The organism is Nitrospinota bacterium (assembly GCA_016217735.1).
Taxonomy (GTDB): Bacteria; Nitrospinota_A; UBA7883; order JACRGQ01; family JACRGQ01; genus JACRGQ01.
Map to the genome: position 1 here is coordinate 1 of JACRGQ010000055.1, position 15277 is coordinate 15277.

Below are 15277 nucleotides of genomic sequence, written 5' to 3' on the forward strand. Positions count from 1 at the left end.
TAAGGGGGCCATGATCGACATACGCAAACCGGTTTTCCCGAAAGAACACGGCCTTTGGGCGTGGGTGTTCCTGCCGCTGACCGTTGGCGCCGGTTGCGCGGAGGGGGATCACTCCGTGATGGCCCCGTTACTGTTGTCGGTTTTCGCCGGCTTCATGGCGTACACCCCGGCCCGCATCATATACAAGGGGTGGAAGAAGGGGGCGGCGCAAGACGGCAACATCGTCTTTTGGTTCGCCGTCTACGCGGTGGCGGCGCTCATGTTCACCGTTGTCACCGCCGCCATCAACCCGTGGACGCTCCCCTTCTACGGCGGGTTGGCGCTGGTGTTCGCCATGGCGCTGGGAGCCGCGGCGGAAGGATTTGGGCGCAGCGCGGCATTCGAGTTCGGCGGGCTTATATTCCTCTCGGTGGCCCTTTCGTTTCTCGGCGCGTTCGCCGTATCGGGGAGATTCGATCTGCCGCATGTCGCGCCCTGGGCGCTGACGCTCCTCTTCATGCTGGAACGCTCGGTCGCGGCGCGGCGGGTTGTGCGGCTGGGGGGTTTCATCCCGGCGCTGGCGCAACAATCGCAAAAGCACGCCGTCACGCTTAAGGCCGTTTTTATGCAAAACCTGGGGTTGGCCTTCCTCTCGCCGCTCGCGGCGCTGGTCATCGCTAAAAAACTCGGCGCGCCGTTATTGCCGGTGGCGGCGTTCATCCCCGGCTTTTTCACGACGCTCTATTTTTATCTGCAACCCCCGGCGGCGCTCCGCGCCCTCGGCTTCGCCGAACTCTATCTGTCCATCTTCTTCGCCGCGGCATTCGTCTTTCTTTACCGCCTATAAGACAAACCGTACATTGGGATGGGAAAGCCCGTCTCCCCTATTCCCGCGCCGGGGCTCCGCGCGGACGCATGGTAATAAGCGCCACCGAGGCGATGATGATCATGGCGGCCACAATGGTGATGCCAGTGACTTTCTCCCCCGCCAGCGCCCAGCCGAGGAAGACCGCGATGGCGGGGTTTACATATGCATAGGTGCCAGCCTTGGCCGGGCTGCTCATCTTCAGGATGTATACATACGCGCTGTAGCCGATGATGGAGCCGAAAAAGATAAGGTAAAAGAAGGAGGCGACCGAGCGGACGCTCCAGGCCGCCGCCCCAACGTGCGCGGCCTCCCCCTTCAGCAGTCCGGCGATGCAGAGCCACAGCCCCCCCATCAATAGCTGCATACCGGTGGTTTGCAGCGAAGAGCGGGGAAGATCGGCCGTGCGGGCCCAGATGCTGCCATATGCCCACGAAAGGGACGCCGCCAGCAGCACAGCCGCGCCGATGGCATCGATATGCACCTCCGCCGCGCCGTTTTGCAGCACCAAAAGCGCCACGCCCAAAAAGCCGAACGCCAGCCCCATGCTCACCCACGCTCCGGGATTGAGGCGGCCCCTGCTTCTCCAGTCAAGCAGCGCCATCCAGATCGGCACGGTGGCCACCAGCAGCGCGGTGAGGCCGGATGCCACCCCCCGCTCTTCCGCATAGACCACTCCGCCGTTGCCGCCGAGCAGCAACAGCGCGCCGATGAGGGCGGTGGAACGCCACTGCCGCGTGGTGGGGAGCTTCTCCCCCTTCAGCGCCATATAGCCGAAGAGCAGCCCCCCGGCGATGACAAAGCGCACGCCGGACATCAAAAACGGCGGCAGGGTCTCGATGGCAAAACGGATGGCAAGGTAGGTGGACCCCCAGAAGGTGTAGACCGCCGCGAATGCCGCGATGATTTTTGTTCTGCCGTCGTTCATAGCCGGTATACCTATTTTTGTCATTCTGAGCGTAGCGAAGAATCCCTTTTCGGAAAGAGATCCTTCGCTTGCGGCTCAGGATGACAATTTAACCCGTTGTGTGGCATCCAGCATCGGCCAAACGGGAAATATTTGCAAGTGAAGCGGTTTCGCCGCAAAATAACATCCATGCACCCAAAACTTTTATTTTCCCGCGCCGCCGCCGCGCTGGCCTTCCTGCTTGCCTGCGCCGCTCCGGCATACGCGATCAGCTTTTTCACGCCGGAATACAAAAAGGACGCCGCCGCCTGCGCCGAAGCGCTGGAGAAGGGGAATTATTCGGCCGCCATCGCCGCCGGACAAAAATCGGTGGAAGCGAAAAAGGATTATTTCGAATCACGTCACTGCCTCGGCAAGGCGTATGCCAAGGCCGGCTTGGCCTCAAAGGGGATCGAACAGCTCCGGGCGGCGTTGCCGTTGGCCGAAACGCCGAACCAGACGATGGTGGTCAACAGCGACCTCGGCCAACTGCTGCAACAGGAAAAGGAATACGCCAAAGCGCTGGAACACTACGATACCGCGCTGGCCTATGCCATCGTCACGCGGGACAAGCGGACGCGCGGCCTCACGCTGGCGAACCTCGCCTCGGTCTTCCACGAGCGGGAAGAAGACGGCAAGGCGCTTGAATACTACCGCCGCGCCGCGGGCGAAGGGGACGAGGCGGATTCCGGCGCCGCATGGAACAACATGGGGAACATACTCTTCGCGCAAAAAGATTTTGCCGGCGCGCTGGATGCCTATGGCCGCGCCGCCGCGCTGGGGGACAAGCTGAAGGACGATCTGCTCACCGGCATCGCCTTGCTGAACACGGGAAACGTCCTGCTGGCCCAAAAGAATTTTTCCGCGGCGGAGACGAAGCTGGGCGCGGGGCTGGCGAAGGTGCAAAGCGCGAAAAACGGATACTGGGAGGCCGCCGCCCACGAGTATTTCGGACGGCTCCATGCCGCCGCCGGGAACGTGGGGAAAGCGAAGGAATTTTTCGGGAACGCGCGGGACAAGTACCGGGCCAACCGCCATGAATACGAAGCGCAACAGATGGATATGCGGCTGCGGGAAACCGATACGGCCGGTCCGGCGGATAATGCCGTCACCGCCGAGCCGTTGCCGCGCTAGCGCGGCGGGCGCAATCCGGCGCAAGCTGGCACTTGAAAAACGGCGTCATATGGGGGATTATGCTTGATAGCCGCTACCGAGGAGGTGAAGGTTGGATATTAAATCGATAATGACCCGCCCCGTCGCCACAGTAACCCGTAAAACCACGGTAAAAGAAGCCGTTAAGAAAATCGTCCAAAAAAACATCAGCTGCGTGGTGGTGGCGGAGAAGAAGATGCCGATCGGCATCTTTACCAAGTTCGACGTGCTTTCGGTTATCGACAGCGGCATGGACATGGGCACGACAGCCATCGAAACGGTGATGCATACCCCGGTAATGCCGATTGAAGAAACCGACGACCTTCTTTCCGCGGCGAGCCAGATGGAACGGTTCGACGTGCGGCGTTTTATAATCGTGGACGCGCAGAACCGCCTCGCCGGCATCGTCACCAACGGCGACATCATCAAGGCCTTCGCGCAACGCGCCTTTCCGTACAACCACCCGCTGGCCGCGCTGGCCCAGCCGGGGCTTACCGCCACCCCGAAAACCCCGCTGAAAAAAATCATCCGGATGATGATTGAGCACCGCTCCGCCAGCGCCGTCATTTTGAAGAACAACAAGCCGGCCGGAATCATCACCGACGGCGTTTTCGCAAAACTGGCCGCCAAAAGCGCAAAACCCCTCGCCGGAAGCGCCGAAACAAAAATGATAAAAAAATTCACGGTGGCGGGGAACGATGCTTCCTTGCGCGAAACGGTTATCAATATGCTTAAGATGAAAACGCACGAAATCGCCGTTACCGCCGCTGATGGACGTTATTTCGGGGTTATCACCCAGCGCGACCTGGTTCGCTTTATCGAAAAAAGCCAGCTATAGCGCCGTACGCCACACCGCATGCGCCAACTTTTCACCCAAAATCCCTTTGGCACGCTTTTGAGGCCGGAGACCGCCGACGCCATCGTTGCCGGACTGAAGGGAAACTTTCATTACGCCTGCGAATTTGAATCGGGCGGCGGAGCGGCATTTTTCGCCGACCACTTGGCCGAACGGCTGGGCGGCGGGGAATTGCTCCTCTTCCGCGCCGACCTCCGAATGATCACCGGCGGCGAACATCTGGTCAAGCTGCTGGCACGCTCGTTCATTCAAACATTCGCCGGGGACCTGCACAGGATCGAGGGAGTTCTCAAAAAGCTGATTCCGACCGCCACCCCCCGCCTCGTGGTGGGCGAAAACCCGCATATTGATATCAACTATGGAACCGATCCCCACAAAATATTCAGCAACCTGCTTGAACTCCCCGAAATAATGGGCAGGAAAGAGAACCGCCGCGCGGCGGTGATCTGGAACGGTTTCGGAAAAATCGAGGATGTTTGGGGTGCCGAGGGACCGCGCCTTTTCGCCGGCACGGTGAAGGGGCACGCCATCACCAGCCACATCATGATCGGCCCCGGCATGGAAAAAACCGGGCAAAAACTGGACGGCGCCATGCCCGGCCGTGTGCGTCCGCTGCGCGGCGCCGAGCTTGTTCCGCGCGAAGCGCTGGAAGCCTGCCTGCTCCAGGGGTTCGCGGAGGAAGGGCTTTCCATGAAACCCGAAACCGCCGCCGCCGTCATACGGTTGGCCGACGGCAAATTGGAGACGGCCCAAGCCATCGCCCGCGCGCTTGGCCGCCATTGGGATGGGGCGCCGGAGCCGGCGGCGCTTGACCGCGCGGTAAACGATATGCTGGCCGACGCGGCGGCCGCCTATGAGCAGGTGTGGGAACTGCTCAACCTCCGCCAGAAGGGGGTGCTTTACGGCCTCACCCGCGGCGGGGAAAAAAGCCTCTACTCCGAATGGTTCATCAAGGAATTCGGCTTCAAGACCGCAACCAACCTGCAAGCGGCCATACGCGCGCTTGACGCCAAAGGCATTTTGCACAAACGCGGCAGACAGTGGATGTTCGCCGATCCGCTTTTCGCCCTCTGGATAAAGCGCCGCGACGGATGATGAACATAGCCCGCTGACCGTGATGGCACGAAGCCCACGCCCTTTGAGCGCCGCCACGCGGGGGGAAAAAGATTATTGGGTTGTCCGCTCCGGGATGTCCCGCCCTCGCTCCCTCAGGGATTCAGCGGCCTTTTGCCGGACGCCATCTTCCTCGGCCTTTGGCAAAACGGCCACGGCGGTGGCCATCCCCTTTTCCTCCGTGTAATCGACCGTCTTCGCCCCGGCAAGCACTTCGTCAACAGTCTGCTTGACCACCAGTTGGACCTCACTCTTGCAGCCGGGGCTTTTCCCCCCGCACATCCTGTCCACCATCTCGGATTCCACCCGCACACGGATCTGTTTGGCTATCTCGTAGCGCGCCATCACTTCCGCCGCGCGCCGGTCGGCCGCCGCGTTCCCCGATGCTTTCACCTGTCCGATTCCCACCAGATAACGGTCTTCGGGATATTGTTTTTTTATCTCGTCTGGGGATAGCGCAAACGCGGGAGCGGCGGCAAGCGCACACCAGACAAAAGCCGTCAACAACCGGTTATTCATGAACCAGGTTTATCTGCCGCACCACGTTACCGGTGGATCTAAGTATCTCGGCCGCCATTTGAACATTCTTTCGCGAAAATTTTGCCGTTGTGCCGGTGAATTTCTGGACGATACCGCCGCCGCCGCGCGTTTTGATGCGCTCCTCCACCACCGAGGCAAGCGCTTTGTCCGCGTCCCCCCCCAGCGCTTTTATCTGGCTGAACAGCATGTCCATCTCCTTCAGCGGCGTGAGCGAGGCGATGACATAAAAGGTCTCCAGCCCCTTTACGTTGTCGAATTCCAGCATCTTGTCGGCGCCGGGGAGGTAATATTCATGCCCCGCCTCCACCGGGTTGGCGACCGGGATATCCGGGTTCGGGAATATCTGGTATACCGCGCCGGAAGAGTCGCGGTTTATGACGTAGAGATAGCACCTCTGGAACGGTTGCACCATAAGCTGGTACTGCTGGCCGGAGGCCACCTTGCTCCCTTCCTTGATCACCTTATCCCCGGCGTCGTAGAAGGCCAGGTATATCTGGATGTCCTTTCCCTTCGTCTCCCGCTCGGCGGCTTTCCCGTGCGCCAGCGAATCGGCGTACGCTTCCATCGCGGACACATCCACCACGAATTCGGCGGTATAGGTCCAGGCGTCCTTCGCGGGGTCATACGCGGACTGTTTTTCCCTGATGCTCCGCACGAACGCCACCGAGGCGCTTTTCACCTCGTCCGATTCCAGTTGGAAGTTCTTCACGGTGGTGCTGGCCTGTATGTATGTCCCGGCGGCCTCTTCCACCGCCTTGCGGGTCGCTTCCTTTTTTGCTTCCTCTTTGGCCTGCTGCTTGGTCTTGCTTTCCCCCACCTGCACCGAGGCGGAAGCGGTTACGGTGGCGGTTTTCCCCTCGGCCGCAATCGATGCGCCGGCACATGTCGCCAAAAGTAGCGTTGCCGCCAAAAGACGCAGAGCTTTCATCCGCGCATTCCTCCCATCCGTTTCACCGTATTTCCAATGTACCGCAAAGTAAACGGGAAAACGATTTTTTTCACCCCTACCTGCCCAAGGTATATATTGGGCTGTCCTTGCCGAAGTTTATGATCAGCGGCGTTTGGATATGTCCGGCCTTCTTCGATAGTTCCACCGTCGTCATCTTGGAATGCTCGCCCAGCTCGACAAGGCTCACATTGCCGTCGGCGTTGGCATCCGCCCCCCGGTTGTTGTTTAACCCGTCAAGCAGGGCATGGCTGAACAGCCCGTTCCCCTCGTAGCCGTCCAACGCCTCTTGCAAGGAACTTGCCGATGCGTAGATGTGCAACCCCATCTTCTTCGCAAGCACGGACATCCGCGCGTCGTACAACCCGCTGACGATGTAGTCCACACCCCCCGCGTGGCAGGTATCGAAAATAAGCAACTGGGAAAGGGATTTTATCTTTTTGGACATCTCAACTATCTCGTTGGCGCTGATCAGGATGCTGTCGTTCACTTCACCGGCATAGGCATGGGTCAGCATGAAATACTGGTTCTGCAAAAGGACGCCATGCCCCGCCGCAAAAAGGATGAAGCTGTCCGAAGGCTTGATCTTCGCCGAAAGCTCATTCACCGTATTGAGGATGTTCGCCTTGGTGGCGTTTTGGTCGGCAAGCAATTCAAGATGGATGTTTTTTGGTTTGTACAACGTAGCGGCCTGCCGAAGTATCTTTTCCTTGATGTCCGTTGCATCCTTGACGGCGTATTTGAGGTTTACGCTGCCATCTTTGTACTGGTCTATCCCGATGGAAAGGATATAGAGGTGCGGTTCTACGGCGGGAACCTTTGAGGTGAAGCTGATGGTATTCATCTGGCTCTGCACCGTGTTATTGGCGTTAAAGGCGGTAACGCTGACCTCGTTCCCTCCGGAAACCGCATCTATCTCTCCGCAATCTTCAAATACGTCCCCTTTGTCCTTGCTCGCAATTGGACTCAGTACCGCCTTTTCCTTTATGGTTACGCCTCTCATGTCTTCGTATATGGCTTTGCTGTTCATTGCCTGTAACTGGACGTTTCCGCTCGAAGCTCTGGCCACATCCTTATAGTACCCGTCGGATTGTACGAGTTTGCCGTTATGGAAAAGGCGGACTTCACCCACCCCTCCACCCGCGCTTTTTGCTTTAAAACAAACCTTTACCTTCGGAGCGCCAGGATCGGATATGGTATTCGTGAATTCCACTATCGGCGGGGGTGATTTAATGGCATCCTGCATCGTTATTGTAACCAGGCCTTGAATATCCTCGCCGCGCAGTTTTGCCGCCACTATATCCGGGCGGTAAAAAACGTCATAGAAGAGGTTCGTATCATATTTCCGTTCTCCCACCTTGACGCTTAGGTATTGGGCGCCCTTTTCCGAGGAGTTGTAGTGGCCTTCGGGCGTGATGATGATCCACTCTCCATCTTCAAAACCCACCAGCATGGCGGTCTCTTTGGCGGTAGCGACATCTATGACCCTTACTCCGCTATCTCCAAATGAAAGCACCAAATTTCCGCCGTTTGGGTTGAATGACGCCCCATTCGGAGGATTCCCTGTAACTTGTATATCCCATTTATTCAAGATTGTTTTTTTCTCTTCTCCCGATGCAATATCCCATATCTTGGTTGACGACCCTTGTATCAATGCGGACTTGCCGTCAGGAGAAAACGATGCCGACACGACCCGGAAACCGAGGCTGATGTTTTCGAATCCCTCAAATCTCCTTATTTCCTTTCCTGTTTCAATATCCCATATTATGACGGCGTCGGCATTGGCAATGCTTGACATTGCATATCTGCCGTCTGGCGAAAAAGAAAGCGATTTGGGCACAAAATTTGAAGTCGCTATGGTGAAGGATGTTTTATGTCCCTTGAATCTCCTTATTTCCTTAAAGGTTTTGGCATCAAGAAGCTTGAATTCCTCAAACCATGTGTCGCCGGTAAGGATATACCTGCCGTCAGGCGAGAAAAGCGCCCTTGAAACATAACCCTTTGTGAAAAAAGTGGCTTCAGTGGCTTTTACTGTTTTACCCGTTGATACTTCAATCATGGTAGCAGGATTGCCAGGCGCCAAAACGTATTTCCCATCCGGCGAAAATGTCGCCCTCTCTAACAGAGGATGATAGCCTGACACAGCACTGGTGGAGAAGCCGGCAGGAGGAGATGATTCCCAAACCAGCTTTCCCGATGACATATCCAATAGTTTCAGGGAATGGGTAGAATAACCGGCATACCCCGCCAATGCGGCATATTTGCCATCAGGAGAGAATTCAAGATGGTTAATCCATGAATCCGCTTTAATCATTCTGACCAATTTTCCTGAGGAAATATCCCATAGCCTTATGGTGCTCTCCGCGGACATCATGCCCATTCCCCCGGCTCCACCATTGTCCGCCGTCAAGACATAAGAACCATCTTTTGAAATAGCAATGGCGGTGAGACCATGGGCTGGTTTGGTCAGTTCCATAGCCATAGTTGCATCTGAACCCTTCATATGGACTTTGGGGATTGATTTGGCCGTGCATGAGGCAAGAAAGGCCGCCGCAAGAAATACTAACCCTATCTTCAAAGTAATTTTATCCATTGACCTTCCCCCCGTTTTTCGGAGCAGATTCAATGTGAGCCTGTTATGCCATCTAATGCCATTTCTCCTGTTTGGCAAACACCGCTGGCGGCAGGTAGCCGGGCAAGATGCACTACTTGATTTTATTATACTCCCTTCTCCATTCCTCGATCACCGCCGGGCCTCAGGCGGCCTGACATCCATCCCACTGTGGATCATCATCGACCGCCGGGTATTTTGGAAGAACTTCGCCCACAGGTGCCAGTGCGCCTTGAACCTTGTGCAAGACCTCGCCGGTAACCATGAGATATGCCCACCACAACATGGATAGCCCCAGAAAAGGGACGGATGCCATAGTTGGCTGCAATTTGGCTTCCCCCTCCGGTATGGGGGCGGTTTCCGAGTGGGTAAGTGGCGAAAAAATTGGTGAGCCGTGCTGGGATCGAACCAGCGACCCGCTGATTAAGAGTCAGCTGCTCTACCAGCTGAGCTAACGGCTCACTCGAAGGAAGGCGTAATTGTAAATGACCGCCGCCGTTTGCGCAAGTATCCCGCGATATTTTTTTACCGCGCGGGCGCGGGGACGAAATGCGGCACTTCGATGCCGCGTCCGGCCGGGCCGTTACGGGCGCCGGGCCAAGATGTCATGCAACGATAAATTGACGCCCCCCAGCTTGCCGCCAAAGTTGGCCGCGCCGATCTTCACCACCCCCCCGCCGCCGCAAGCGGCGCGGATGCCGGCCGCCATCGCCTTTTCCGCCACATCGCGCGAAACGGCATCAATGACAATCTCGAAAACCGCTTCCACCTTTGGCGGCAATTTCCGGTTCGGGTTTTTTGCCGCCGGTATGGTGGGGCAATAATCCTCCTGCGTGGAGGCGGTCAAAAAATCATATTTGCTCCCTGGCCGGCTGGCGGCGGCCACCACACCGCCGGCGAACGGCAGAATCAGTCCCGGCATCGACGCAATGGCTTCCACCGCTTTCTCCGCCGCGCGCAGGCCGCTCTTTTGGCTCTGGGCGAAAATCCAAAAATTCGCGCCCCCCACGCCTTCGCCGATGTTCACCGTTTTTTCCACGACAAAATCCCCGGCGGTGCATGGTATCGCCACGCAGTCGCGCCCGTGGTGTTTTTCTTCCCGCTGAAAGCCGTTGCCGAAGTAACCAAGCTTTTCGCCCAGCGCGAACGGCGCGCCGGCATCCAGCCCGTTGAATACCTGCACGGTGGGCGCGGGCAGGCAGATCTGCCCCACCCTTTTGATCATCTCTTTGTGCAACGCCTCCGCCGTGCGGGCGAAAAAAAGGAGCCGGTCGCCGGGGCGGCCGTCGGGCGTTTTGAAATCGGCGGTATGCGCCTCTATCCCCGCTTCGCAGCCGCAGGCGATGATGGAGGTGGCGCACCCCGTGGCGAGGCGCGAGACATCATGCGTCCATTTGCCGTTGCGCCCGGTCACGACGAGCCGCGCGAACGGCATGGCGAACGCCTCGGCGTGGGTCTCTTCCACCGGTATGCCGTTTATTTCCATTTCCCGTTCTCCACGATTACCCGCCCGCCGCGAATCACATAATGGGGGCGGGCGAACATTTCGGCCGCATCCCCTTGCTCGCGCAAGAGTACCACGTCGGCGCGCGCGCCGTTGCCGAGGCGGCCGCGCTCCGTCAATCCGCAAGCGGCCGCGGGAGCGGACCGGGTGATGACGGCGATTTCGGCCAACGTCAGTTCGCGCCGGATTTTCGGCAACGCGGATGCGGCCACCGCCTCGGCGTTGAGCGCGGCGCAAAACGCATCACGGCGGTCCCGCTCCATCAGCATGGCGATGATGGCGGGATACCCGGCGATGGAACCGCCCGACGGATAATCGATGGAAAGCGACAGGCGCGCAAGGTCTTTCACGGAGAGGATGAATTCCATCGCGGCGAGCCAGAGCAGCGCGTCGATATACCGCTCTTTTCTGAATTCATAGGGGGATGCCGCGAACGGCGAGCCGGTGAGCCTCAAAACCCCCTCCCCGCCGTTGTTTGAAACGCGCCCGGCCAATTCAACGTCCGCCGTGAACGTAAGCGCGGGGCCGAAGACGATGGGGCCGCAATCGGCCGAAAGGTTTTTATGCTCATCCAGCAAAGCGGCGGCTTCCACACCGCGGGGCGCCAGCCGGCTCCCTTCTTTTTCGAACGCGTAGTGCGAAATGTGCGAGAGGTGGCATCTTCGTCCGGCCGCGCGTTTGGCGAAGGTTTGCAGCCCCAAAAAACCGTCTCCTTTGGCCAGATGGGGGAGATGCAGGTGCGGCGGATTTTCGGGGAACCCGCCTGACAGGGCTTCGGCCATCCCCGCTTCGCCGAACAGTTTTACGCCAAGCGCGCCGGGCGCGCCGCGCTTCAGCGAAAGCCAGCCGCCATCCATGCCGCACTCGCTGACAAACGGGGCGAACGCCGCCCCTTGCGCGGGGGCAAGCCCCGGCTCCACCCAATACGTTATTCCCTGCACGAGAAAATTCCGCGCCGTGGAGGCGGCATCTCCCCAAGCTCCCAGCGGGATTTTTTTCCCCATGTCCGCCACGGCGAAACAGTGCGCGTGAATATCGATGCCGCCGGGGAGCGCGATGCAGCCGCGCGCGTCTATCGCCGGGCCGCCGCCATCGCCGCCGATGACGGCGCCATCCATACAAATGTCCGCCGCATCCCCCGCCTTGCCGTTCGCGGGATCGAACAGCCGCGCGCCGGTGATTTTCACGGCACTTTGCCGTAGGACGATTGGTAGGTGAAGGTGGCGACGATGTGGATTTTTTCCTTGTCGAGGCCCGCCGGGAAGGGGGCGAACGGCGCCGCGTTGCGCACCGCAACCACCGCCGCGTTATCCAGCGCCGCCATGCCGGCGGTGGCAATCACCCGCACCTCGTCCAGCGCGCCGCCCCGCGACAGCGTGAAGCGGATCACCGTGTTCCCCTCCGCGCCGGAATTCATCGCTTCATATGGGTACGTCCAGGCGCCCTCCACGCGCCGCTTGACGCCGGTGAAGTATTCAATGTAGCCGAACCGCCGGGTGCTGAGGGGGATCACTATTTCGCTGGCGGTCTCCAGCATGCCAACGGGGTTGGCGGCGGCGAAGCTGTCTATTTCCGCGCCGCTCAAGGCCCGCACCTCCTCCTTCGTCTCGCGATCCGGCTTCATTCCATTCGCCGCGGCGTCGGATTTGGCCGGCTGCCCCGCCTGGTCGCTTTTCGCGGCGGTCATCGGCACCGGTGAAAACCGGTTTTCGGTCATGGCGGTTTTCTTTTCGCTGTCGCTTTTCGGCGTTTCGGCATCGCGCTTGCGCCGCTCACTTTCCTTGTGCGGCGTCTCCACCTTCAGTTCCCGCGGGCCGCCGTGGGCGGCGATGCGCGGTTTGCCCGCGGCGCGTGTATTGGCCCGCGCGTCAAAAGCGGCAAGGGCGGCGGCGCCGTCGGGCTGTTCCTCTTTCAGATTTTCGGGCGGGGGCACATCAAGAATTTTGCCGTACTGAAAATCGGCGTTCGGCGGCGGAGCGGCTTCGGGGAGGATATGCACATGCACGATGTCCGGCGCCGTAATGCGGGGCGCGTTGATAAACAGGGCCGAAAGCGCCGCCAGGAGAACATGCAGCCCGGCCGAGGCGGCCACAAATCGTCCCCTGACCGTTCGCTCCATTACGCGCATCCTTTCCCGCCAACGGGGCGCGGCGCCCCTGTCATTCCCGCGTCGGCCGGCGCGGATGCCAGCCGCCAGTACCCGTCTATTTTAGTTCAGCTTGGCGAAAATGTTGCACACGGCGTTTTTTCCCGGTGTTCCGCCGCGGGGAACGCCGCCTTTCCCGAACCGCCCCTTTGGTTATATAGTAGCGGCGTGTCTTTTGTACGCGGTAACCATCGGGAACAATGAAAAATGATGCCCAAGCCCCTGCCTCGCGGCACGCGCGCCCCCCTTGCCCAGCATCTCGAGGAACTGCGGCAGCGGGTCATCGTCTGCGTTTTGTTCTTCATCGCCGCGTTCATCGCCTGCTACGTTCATTCAGACCGGCTGCTGGCCCCTTTCGCGGGATTGTTAAGCGTCAAGCTGGTGTTCCTCACGCCGCTGGAGGCATTCATGGCCTATATGAGCGTCGCCTTTTATGCCGCGGCGGCGCTCACCGTGCCGGTGTTCGCGTGGCACGCGTGGGCCTTTGTGCTGCCGGGGCTGCTGGAGCACGAATCGCGCAAGGCGGGGCGCTTTGTCATCGGCACCGTTTTATTCTTCGTGCTGGGGGTGGGGTTCTGCTGGTATCTGGTGCTGCCGTTCGCCATCCCGTTCCTTATGGCCTACGGCGGCGACGTGATGGTGCCGATGATCTCGGTGAAAGCGTACCTCAACTTTTGTCTCTCCATGCTTTTCGTCTTCGGGGCCGTTTTCGAGTTGCCGGTCATTGTGGTTTTCCTCCACGGCATCGGGCTGGTTTCCCTCGAAGCGCTGAAAAATTTCCGGCGCTACTGGCTTGTCGCCGCCTTCATCATCGGCGCCATCGTCACCCCCACGCCCGACTTGCTCAACCAGGCGATGGCCTCCGTGCCGCTGATCGTCCTGTACGAAGCGAGCATTCTTTACATCTATTTGTTCGGCGGGAAAAAAGATACTGAAAAGGAGAAGGCGAATGAAACCAACGGCTGACGAGCGGCTTATCGTCGCGCTCGACGTTCCAACCGCCGCCGAGGCCGCCCGCTGGGCGCGCCGCTTGAGCCAGGCGGTGAAACACTTCAAGATCGGCCTTGAGCTGTTCACCGGCGCCGGCCCCGCCGCCTTTAAATCCATCCCCGGCGGCGTCTTTCTCGATTTGAAGTTTTTCGACATTCCGAACACGATGGCCGGCGCGCTGAACGCCGCCGCCGCGTTGAAACCCTTTTTGGTGAACGTGCATGCGCTGGCCGGCCCCGCCGCGCTGGAACAGTGCGCCCGCGCCGTGAAGGCCCAAAAACCGCGCCCGAAGCTGCTGGCGGTCACCATCCTCACTTCGTTCACGGGAACGGAACTGAAAAAAATCGGCGTCAACATTCCGATGGAAAAAATGGTGTCGCGCCTCTGCGGCATCGCGCTGGAGGCGGGGTGCGACGGCGTGGTGGCCTCGCCGCTGGAAGCTCCCCGGCTGCGGAAGGAGTACGGCAAAAACTTTTTGATCGTCACCCCCGGCGTGCGGCCCGCATGGAGCGCGAAGAACGACCAGCAACGGGTAACCACCCCGGCGGACGCCATTAAAAACGGCGCCGACTACATCGTGGTGGGGCGGCCCATCCTCTCCGCCCCCAAACCGCTGGAGGCGGCACGAATGGTTATAGAGGAAATCCGCTTGGCCGGCGGCGGAAAAAAACGGTGAGCGGCAAAAAAGAATGCGCCCACATCGTCGTCACCGGCAGGGTGCAGGGGGTTTTTTTCCGCGCCACCGCCGAAGAGACCGCGCTCGGTCTCGGCCTCACCGGCTGGGTGAAAAATTGCGGCGACGGCAGCGTTGAAATTTTGGCCGAGGGAGACCGCGCGGCGCTCGAAAAGCTCATCAAGTGGTGCAATGAGGGGCCGCCGATGGCCCGCGTGAAATATGTGGCGGTCGACTGGCAGCCCGCCACCGGCCGGTTCGACACTTTTGAAACGACGTATTAGAATATATCCCATGCCTAAAAAACCTCGGCTTTCGGTCGAAATATTACAAAAAGAAGCAACAGTCTTTGCGGCGGCTGAATCATCACATCCTGAGAAATCGCTTTTTGGCGTTACTGATGGAAAGGCGGTTGGCACCTATCTGGAGCATAAATTTACATCTTACCTTCATAAAAAATATGTGTTTCAGGAAGGAAATTCGGCAAAGGGTATCGATTTTCCTGAACTGGAAGTTGACATTAAAGTTACCAGCATTAAGCAACCCCAATCTTCATGCCCTTTTAAATCAGCCCAGCAAAAAATATTCGGCTTGGGTTATTCCCTCCTTGTTTTTGTATACGAAAAAAGCGATAGCGGCAAAAGCAAGACGGCCCGGTTAAATATCAAGCATGTCATACTCGTTGCAAAGGAAAGAACCGCTGATTTCCAGATAACCCGCGAAATCAATAAAATACTCTCAAACCAAGGCAACAAAGATGACCTTATCGCCTGCCTGATGGATAAAAATTTGCCCGTCGATGACATAGAAGCAAATAATATCGCCGAAAAAATCATTAAAAGTCCGCCATTAACAGGCTATCTCACAATATCAAATGCACTTCAATGGAGGCTCCAGTACAGCCGCGTAATTGAAAAAGCAGGCTCTGTTGATGGCGTCATTAGGCTCCGCTAAGC

General features: G+C 58.7%; 15 protein-coding genes and 1 tRNA gene. 8 read left to right on the plus strand and 8 right to left on the minus strand.

The features are described from left to right. Positions 1-10 precede the first annotated feature (10 nt). Complete coding sequence (locus tag HZA03_09040) at positions 11-826, plus strand: YwiC-like family protein (protein ID MBI5638099.1); 816 nt, start codon at positions 11-13, stop codon at positions 824-826. A gap of 37 nt (positions 827-863) precedes the next feature. Here HZA03_09040 and yedA read toward each other — a convergent pair whose 3' ends face one another. Further along, entirely contained in the window at positions 864-1772 is a 909-nt protein-coding gene (yedA, locus tag HZA03_09045; protein MBI5638100.1) for a drug/metabolite exporter YedA, read from the minus strand. Positions 1773-1940: 168 nt separating this feature from the next. Between yedA and HZA03_09050 the strand changes: the two genes are divergently transcribed. The 3 genes from HZA03_09050 to HZA03_09060 all read left to right on the plus strand — a co-directional run bounded on the left by HZA03_09050 (position 1941) and on the right by HZA03_09060 (position 4893). Further along, positions 1941-2924, plus strand: a complete 984-nt coding sequence (locus HZA03_09050; protein ID MBI5638101.1) for a tetratricopeptide repeat protein — start codon at positions 1941-1943, stop codon at positions 2922-2924. A gap of 91 nt (positions 2925-3015) precedes the next feature. Beyond that, positions 3016-3780 carry a CBS domain-containing protein gene (locus HZA03_09055; GenBank protein ID MBI5638102.1) on the plus strand — a complete coding sequence of 255 codons (765 nt, stop codon included), beginning with the start codon at positions 3016-3018 and terminating at the stop codon, positions 3778-3780. Between the two features lie 18 nt (positions 3781-3798). Beyond that, entirely contained in the window at positions 3799-4893 is a 1095-nt protein-coding gene (locus HZA03_09060; protein ID MBI5638103.1) for a hypothetical protein, read from the plus strand. A gap of 72 nt (positions 4894-4965) precedes the next feature. Here the strand turns inward: HZA03_09060 and HZA03_09065 are convergent, their stop codons facing one another. From HZA03_09065 to HZA03_09095, 7 genes are all read right to left on the minus strand, one after another. After that, positions 4966-5430 carry an LPP20 family lipoprotein gene (locus HZA03_09065; protein ID MBI5638104.1) on the minus strand — a complete coding sequence of 155 codons (465 nt, stop codon included), beginning with the start codon at positions 5428-5430 and terminating at the stop codon, positions 4966-4968. Then, positions 5423-6379: a DUF4384 domain-containing protein gene (locus tag HZA03_09070; GenBank protein ID MBI5638105.1), complete on the minus strand. Its 957-nt coding sequence runs from the start codon at positions 6377-6379 to the stop codon at positions 5423-5425. The genes HZA03_09065 and HZA03_09070 overlap by 8 nt, the downstream gene beginning before the upstream one ends. Before the next feature lie 76 nt (positions 6380-6455). Beyond that, entirely contained in the window at positions 6456-8990 is a 2535-nt protein-coding gene (locus HZA03_09075) for a caspase family protein (protein MBI5638106.1), read from the minus strand. A gap of 403 nt (positions 8991-9393) precedes the next feature. After that, positions 9394-9469: transfer RNA gene (locus HZA03_09080), tRNA-Lys, on the minus strand. A 122-nt stretch (positions 9470-9591) separates the two neighbouring features. Further along, positions 9592-10494, minus strand: a complete 903-nt coding sequence (gene fhcD, locus HZA03_09085; protein ID MBI5638107.1) for a formylmethanofuran--tetrahydromethanopterin N-formyltransferase — start codon at positions 10492-10494, stop codon at positions 9592-9594. Further along, positions 10485-11699, minus strand: a complete 1215-nt coding sequence (locus HZA03_09090) for an amidohydrolase family protein (GenBank protein ID MBI5638108.1) — start codon at positions 11697-11699, stop codon at positions 10485-10487. Before HZA03_09090 ends, fhcD begins: the two co-directional genes overlap by 10 nt. Continuing rightward, positions 11696-12631, minus strand: a complete 936-nt coding sequence (locus HZA03_09095) for a TonB family protein (GenBank protein ID MBI5638109.1) — start codon at positions 12629-12631, stop codon at positions 11696-11698. Before HZA03_09095 ends, HZA03_09090 begins: the two co-directional genes overlap by 4 nt. A gap of 234 nt (positions 12632-12865) precedes the next feature. Between HZA03_09095 and tatC the strand changes: the two genes are divergently transcribed. From tatC to HZA03_09115, 4 genes are read left to right on the plus strand one after another with little or no spacing between them, the layout of a single operon-like run. Continuing rightward, positions 12866-13624 (plus strand): twin-arginine translocase subunit TatC, encoded by a 759-nt coding sequence (tatC, locus tag HZA03_09100; protein ID MBI5638110.1) that lies wholly within the window; start codon positions 12866-12868, stop codon positions 13622-13624. Further along, the gene (gene pyrF, locus HZA03_09105; GenBank protein MBI5638111.1) at positions 13608-14324 is read left to right on the plus strand and encodes an orotidine-5'-phosphate decarboxylase; all 717 of its coding nucleotides are present in this window, start codon (positions 13608-13610) and stop codon (positions 14322-14324) included. The genes tatC and pyrF overlap by 17 nt, the downstream gene beginning before the upstream one ends. Further along, the gene (locus HZA03_09110) at positions 14321-14605 is read left to right on the plus strand and encodes an acylphosphatase (protein MBI5638112.1); all 285 of its coding nucleotides are present in this window, start codon (positions 14321-14323) and stop codon (positions 14603-14605) included. Before pyrF ends, HZA03_09110 begins: the two co-directional genes overlap by 4 nt. Positions 14606-14615: 10 nt before the next feature. Continuing rightward, the gene (locus HZA03_09115) at positions 14616-15275 is read left to right on the plus strand and encodes a restriction endonuclease (protein MBI5638113.1); all 660 of its coding nucleotides are present in this window, start codon (positions 14616-14618) and stop codon (positions 15273-15275) included. Positions 15276-15277: the final 2 nt, after the last annotated feature.

What these genes read in the sequence shown, in the direction of transcription:
- HZA03_09065 (MBI5638104.1), bottom strand. Translation starts at nt 5,430, where the DNA reads ATGAATAACCGGTTGTTGACGGCTTTTGTCTGGTGTGCGCTTGCCGCC.
- HZA03_09050 (MBI5638101.1), top strand. Translation starts at nt 1,941, where the DNA reads ATGCACCCAAAACTTTTATTTTCCCGCGCCGCCGCCGCGCTGGCCTTC.
- yedA (MBI5638100.1), bottom strand. Translation starts at nt 1,772, where the DNA reads ATGAACGACGGCAGAACAAAAATCATCGCGGCATTCGCGGCGGTCTAC.
- HZA03_09075 (MBI5638106.1), bottom strand. Translation starts at nt 8,990, where the DNA reads ATGGATAAAATTACTTTGAAGATAGGGTTAGTATTTCTTGCGGCGGCC.
- tatC (MBI5638110.1), top strand. Translation starts at nt 12,866, where the DNA reads ATGATGCCCAAGCCCCTGCCTCGCGGCACGCGCGCCCCCCTTGCCCAG.
- HZA03_09060 (MBI5638103.1), top strand. Translation starts at nt 3,799, where the DNA reads ATGCGCCAACTTTTCACCCAAAATCCCTTTGGCACGCTTTTGAGGCCG.
- fhcD (MBI5638107.1), bottom strand. Translation starts at nt 10,494, where the DNA reads ATGGAAATAAACGGCATACCGGTGGAAGAGACCCACGCCGAGGCGTTC.
- HZA03_09095 (MBI5638109.1), bottom strand. Translation starts at nt 12,631, where the DNA reads ATGGAGCGAACGGTCAGGGGACGATTTGTGGCCGCCTCGGCCGGGCTG.
- HZA03_09070 (MBI5638105.1), bottom strand. Translation starts at nt 6,379, where the DNA reads ATGAAAGCTCTGCGTCTTTTGGCGGCAACGCTACTTTTGGCGACATGT.
- HZA03_09115 (MBI5638113.1), top strand. Translation starts at nt 14,616, where the DNA reads ATGCCTAAAAAACCTCGGCTTTCGGTCGAAATATTACAAAAAGAAGCA.
- pyrF (MBI5638111.1), top strand. Translation starts at nt 13,608, where the DNA reads ATGAAACCAACGGCTGACGAGCGGCTTATCGTCGCGCTCGACGTTCCA.
- HZA03_09040 (MBI5638099.1), top strand. Translation starts at nt 11, where the DNA reads ATGATCGACATACGCAAACCGGTTTTCCCGAAAGAACACGGCCTTTGG.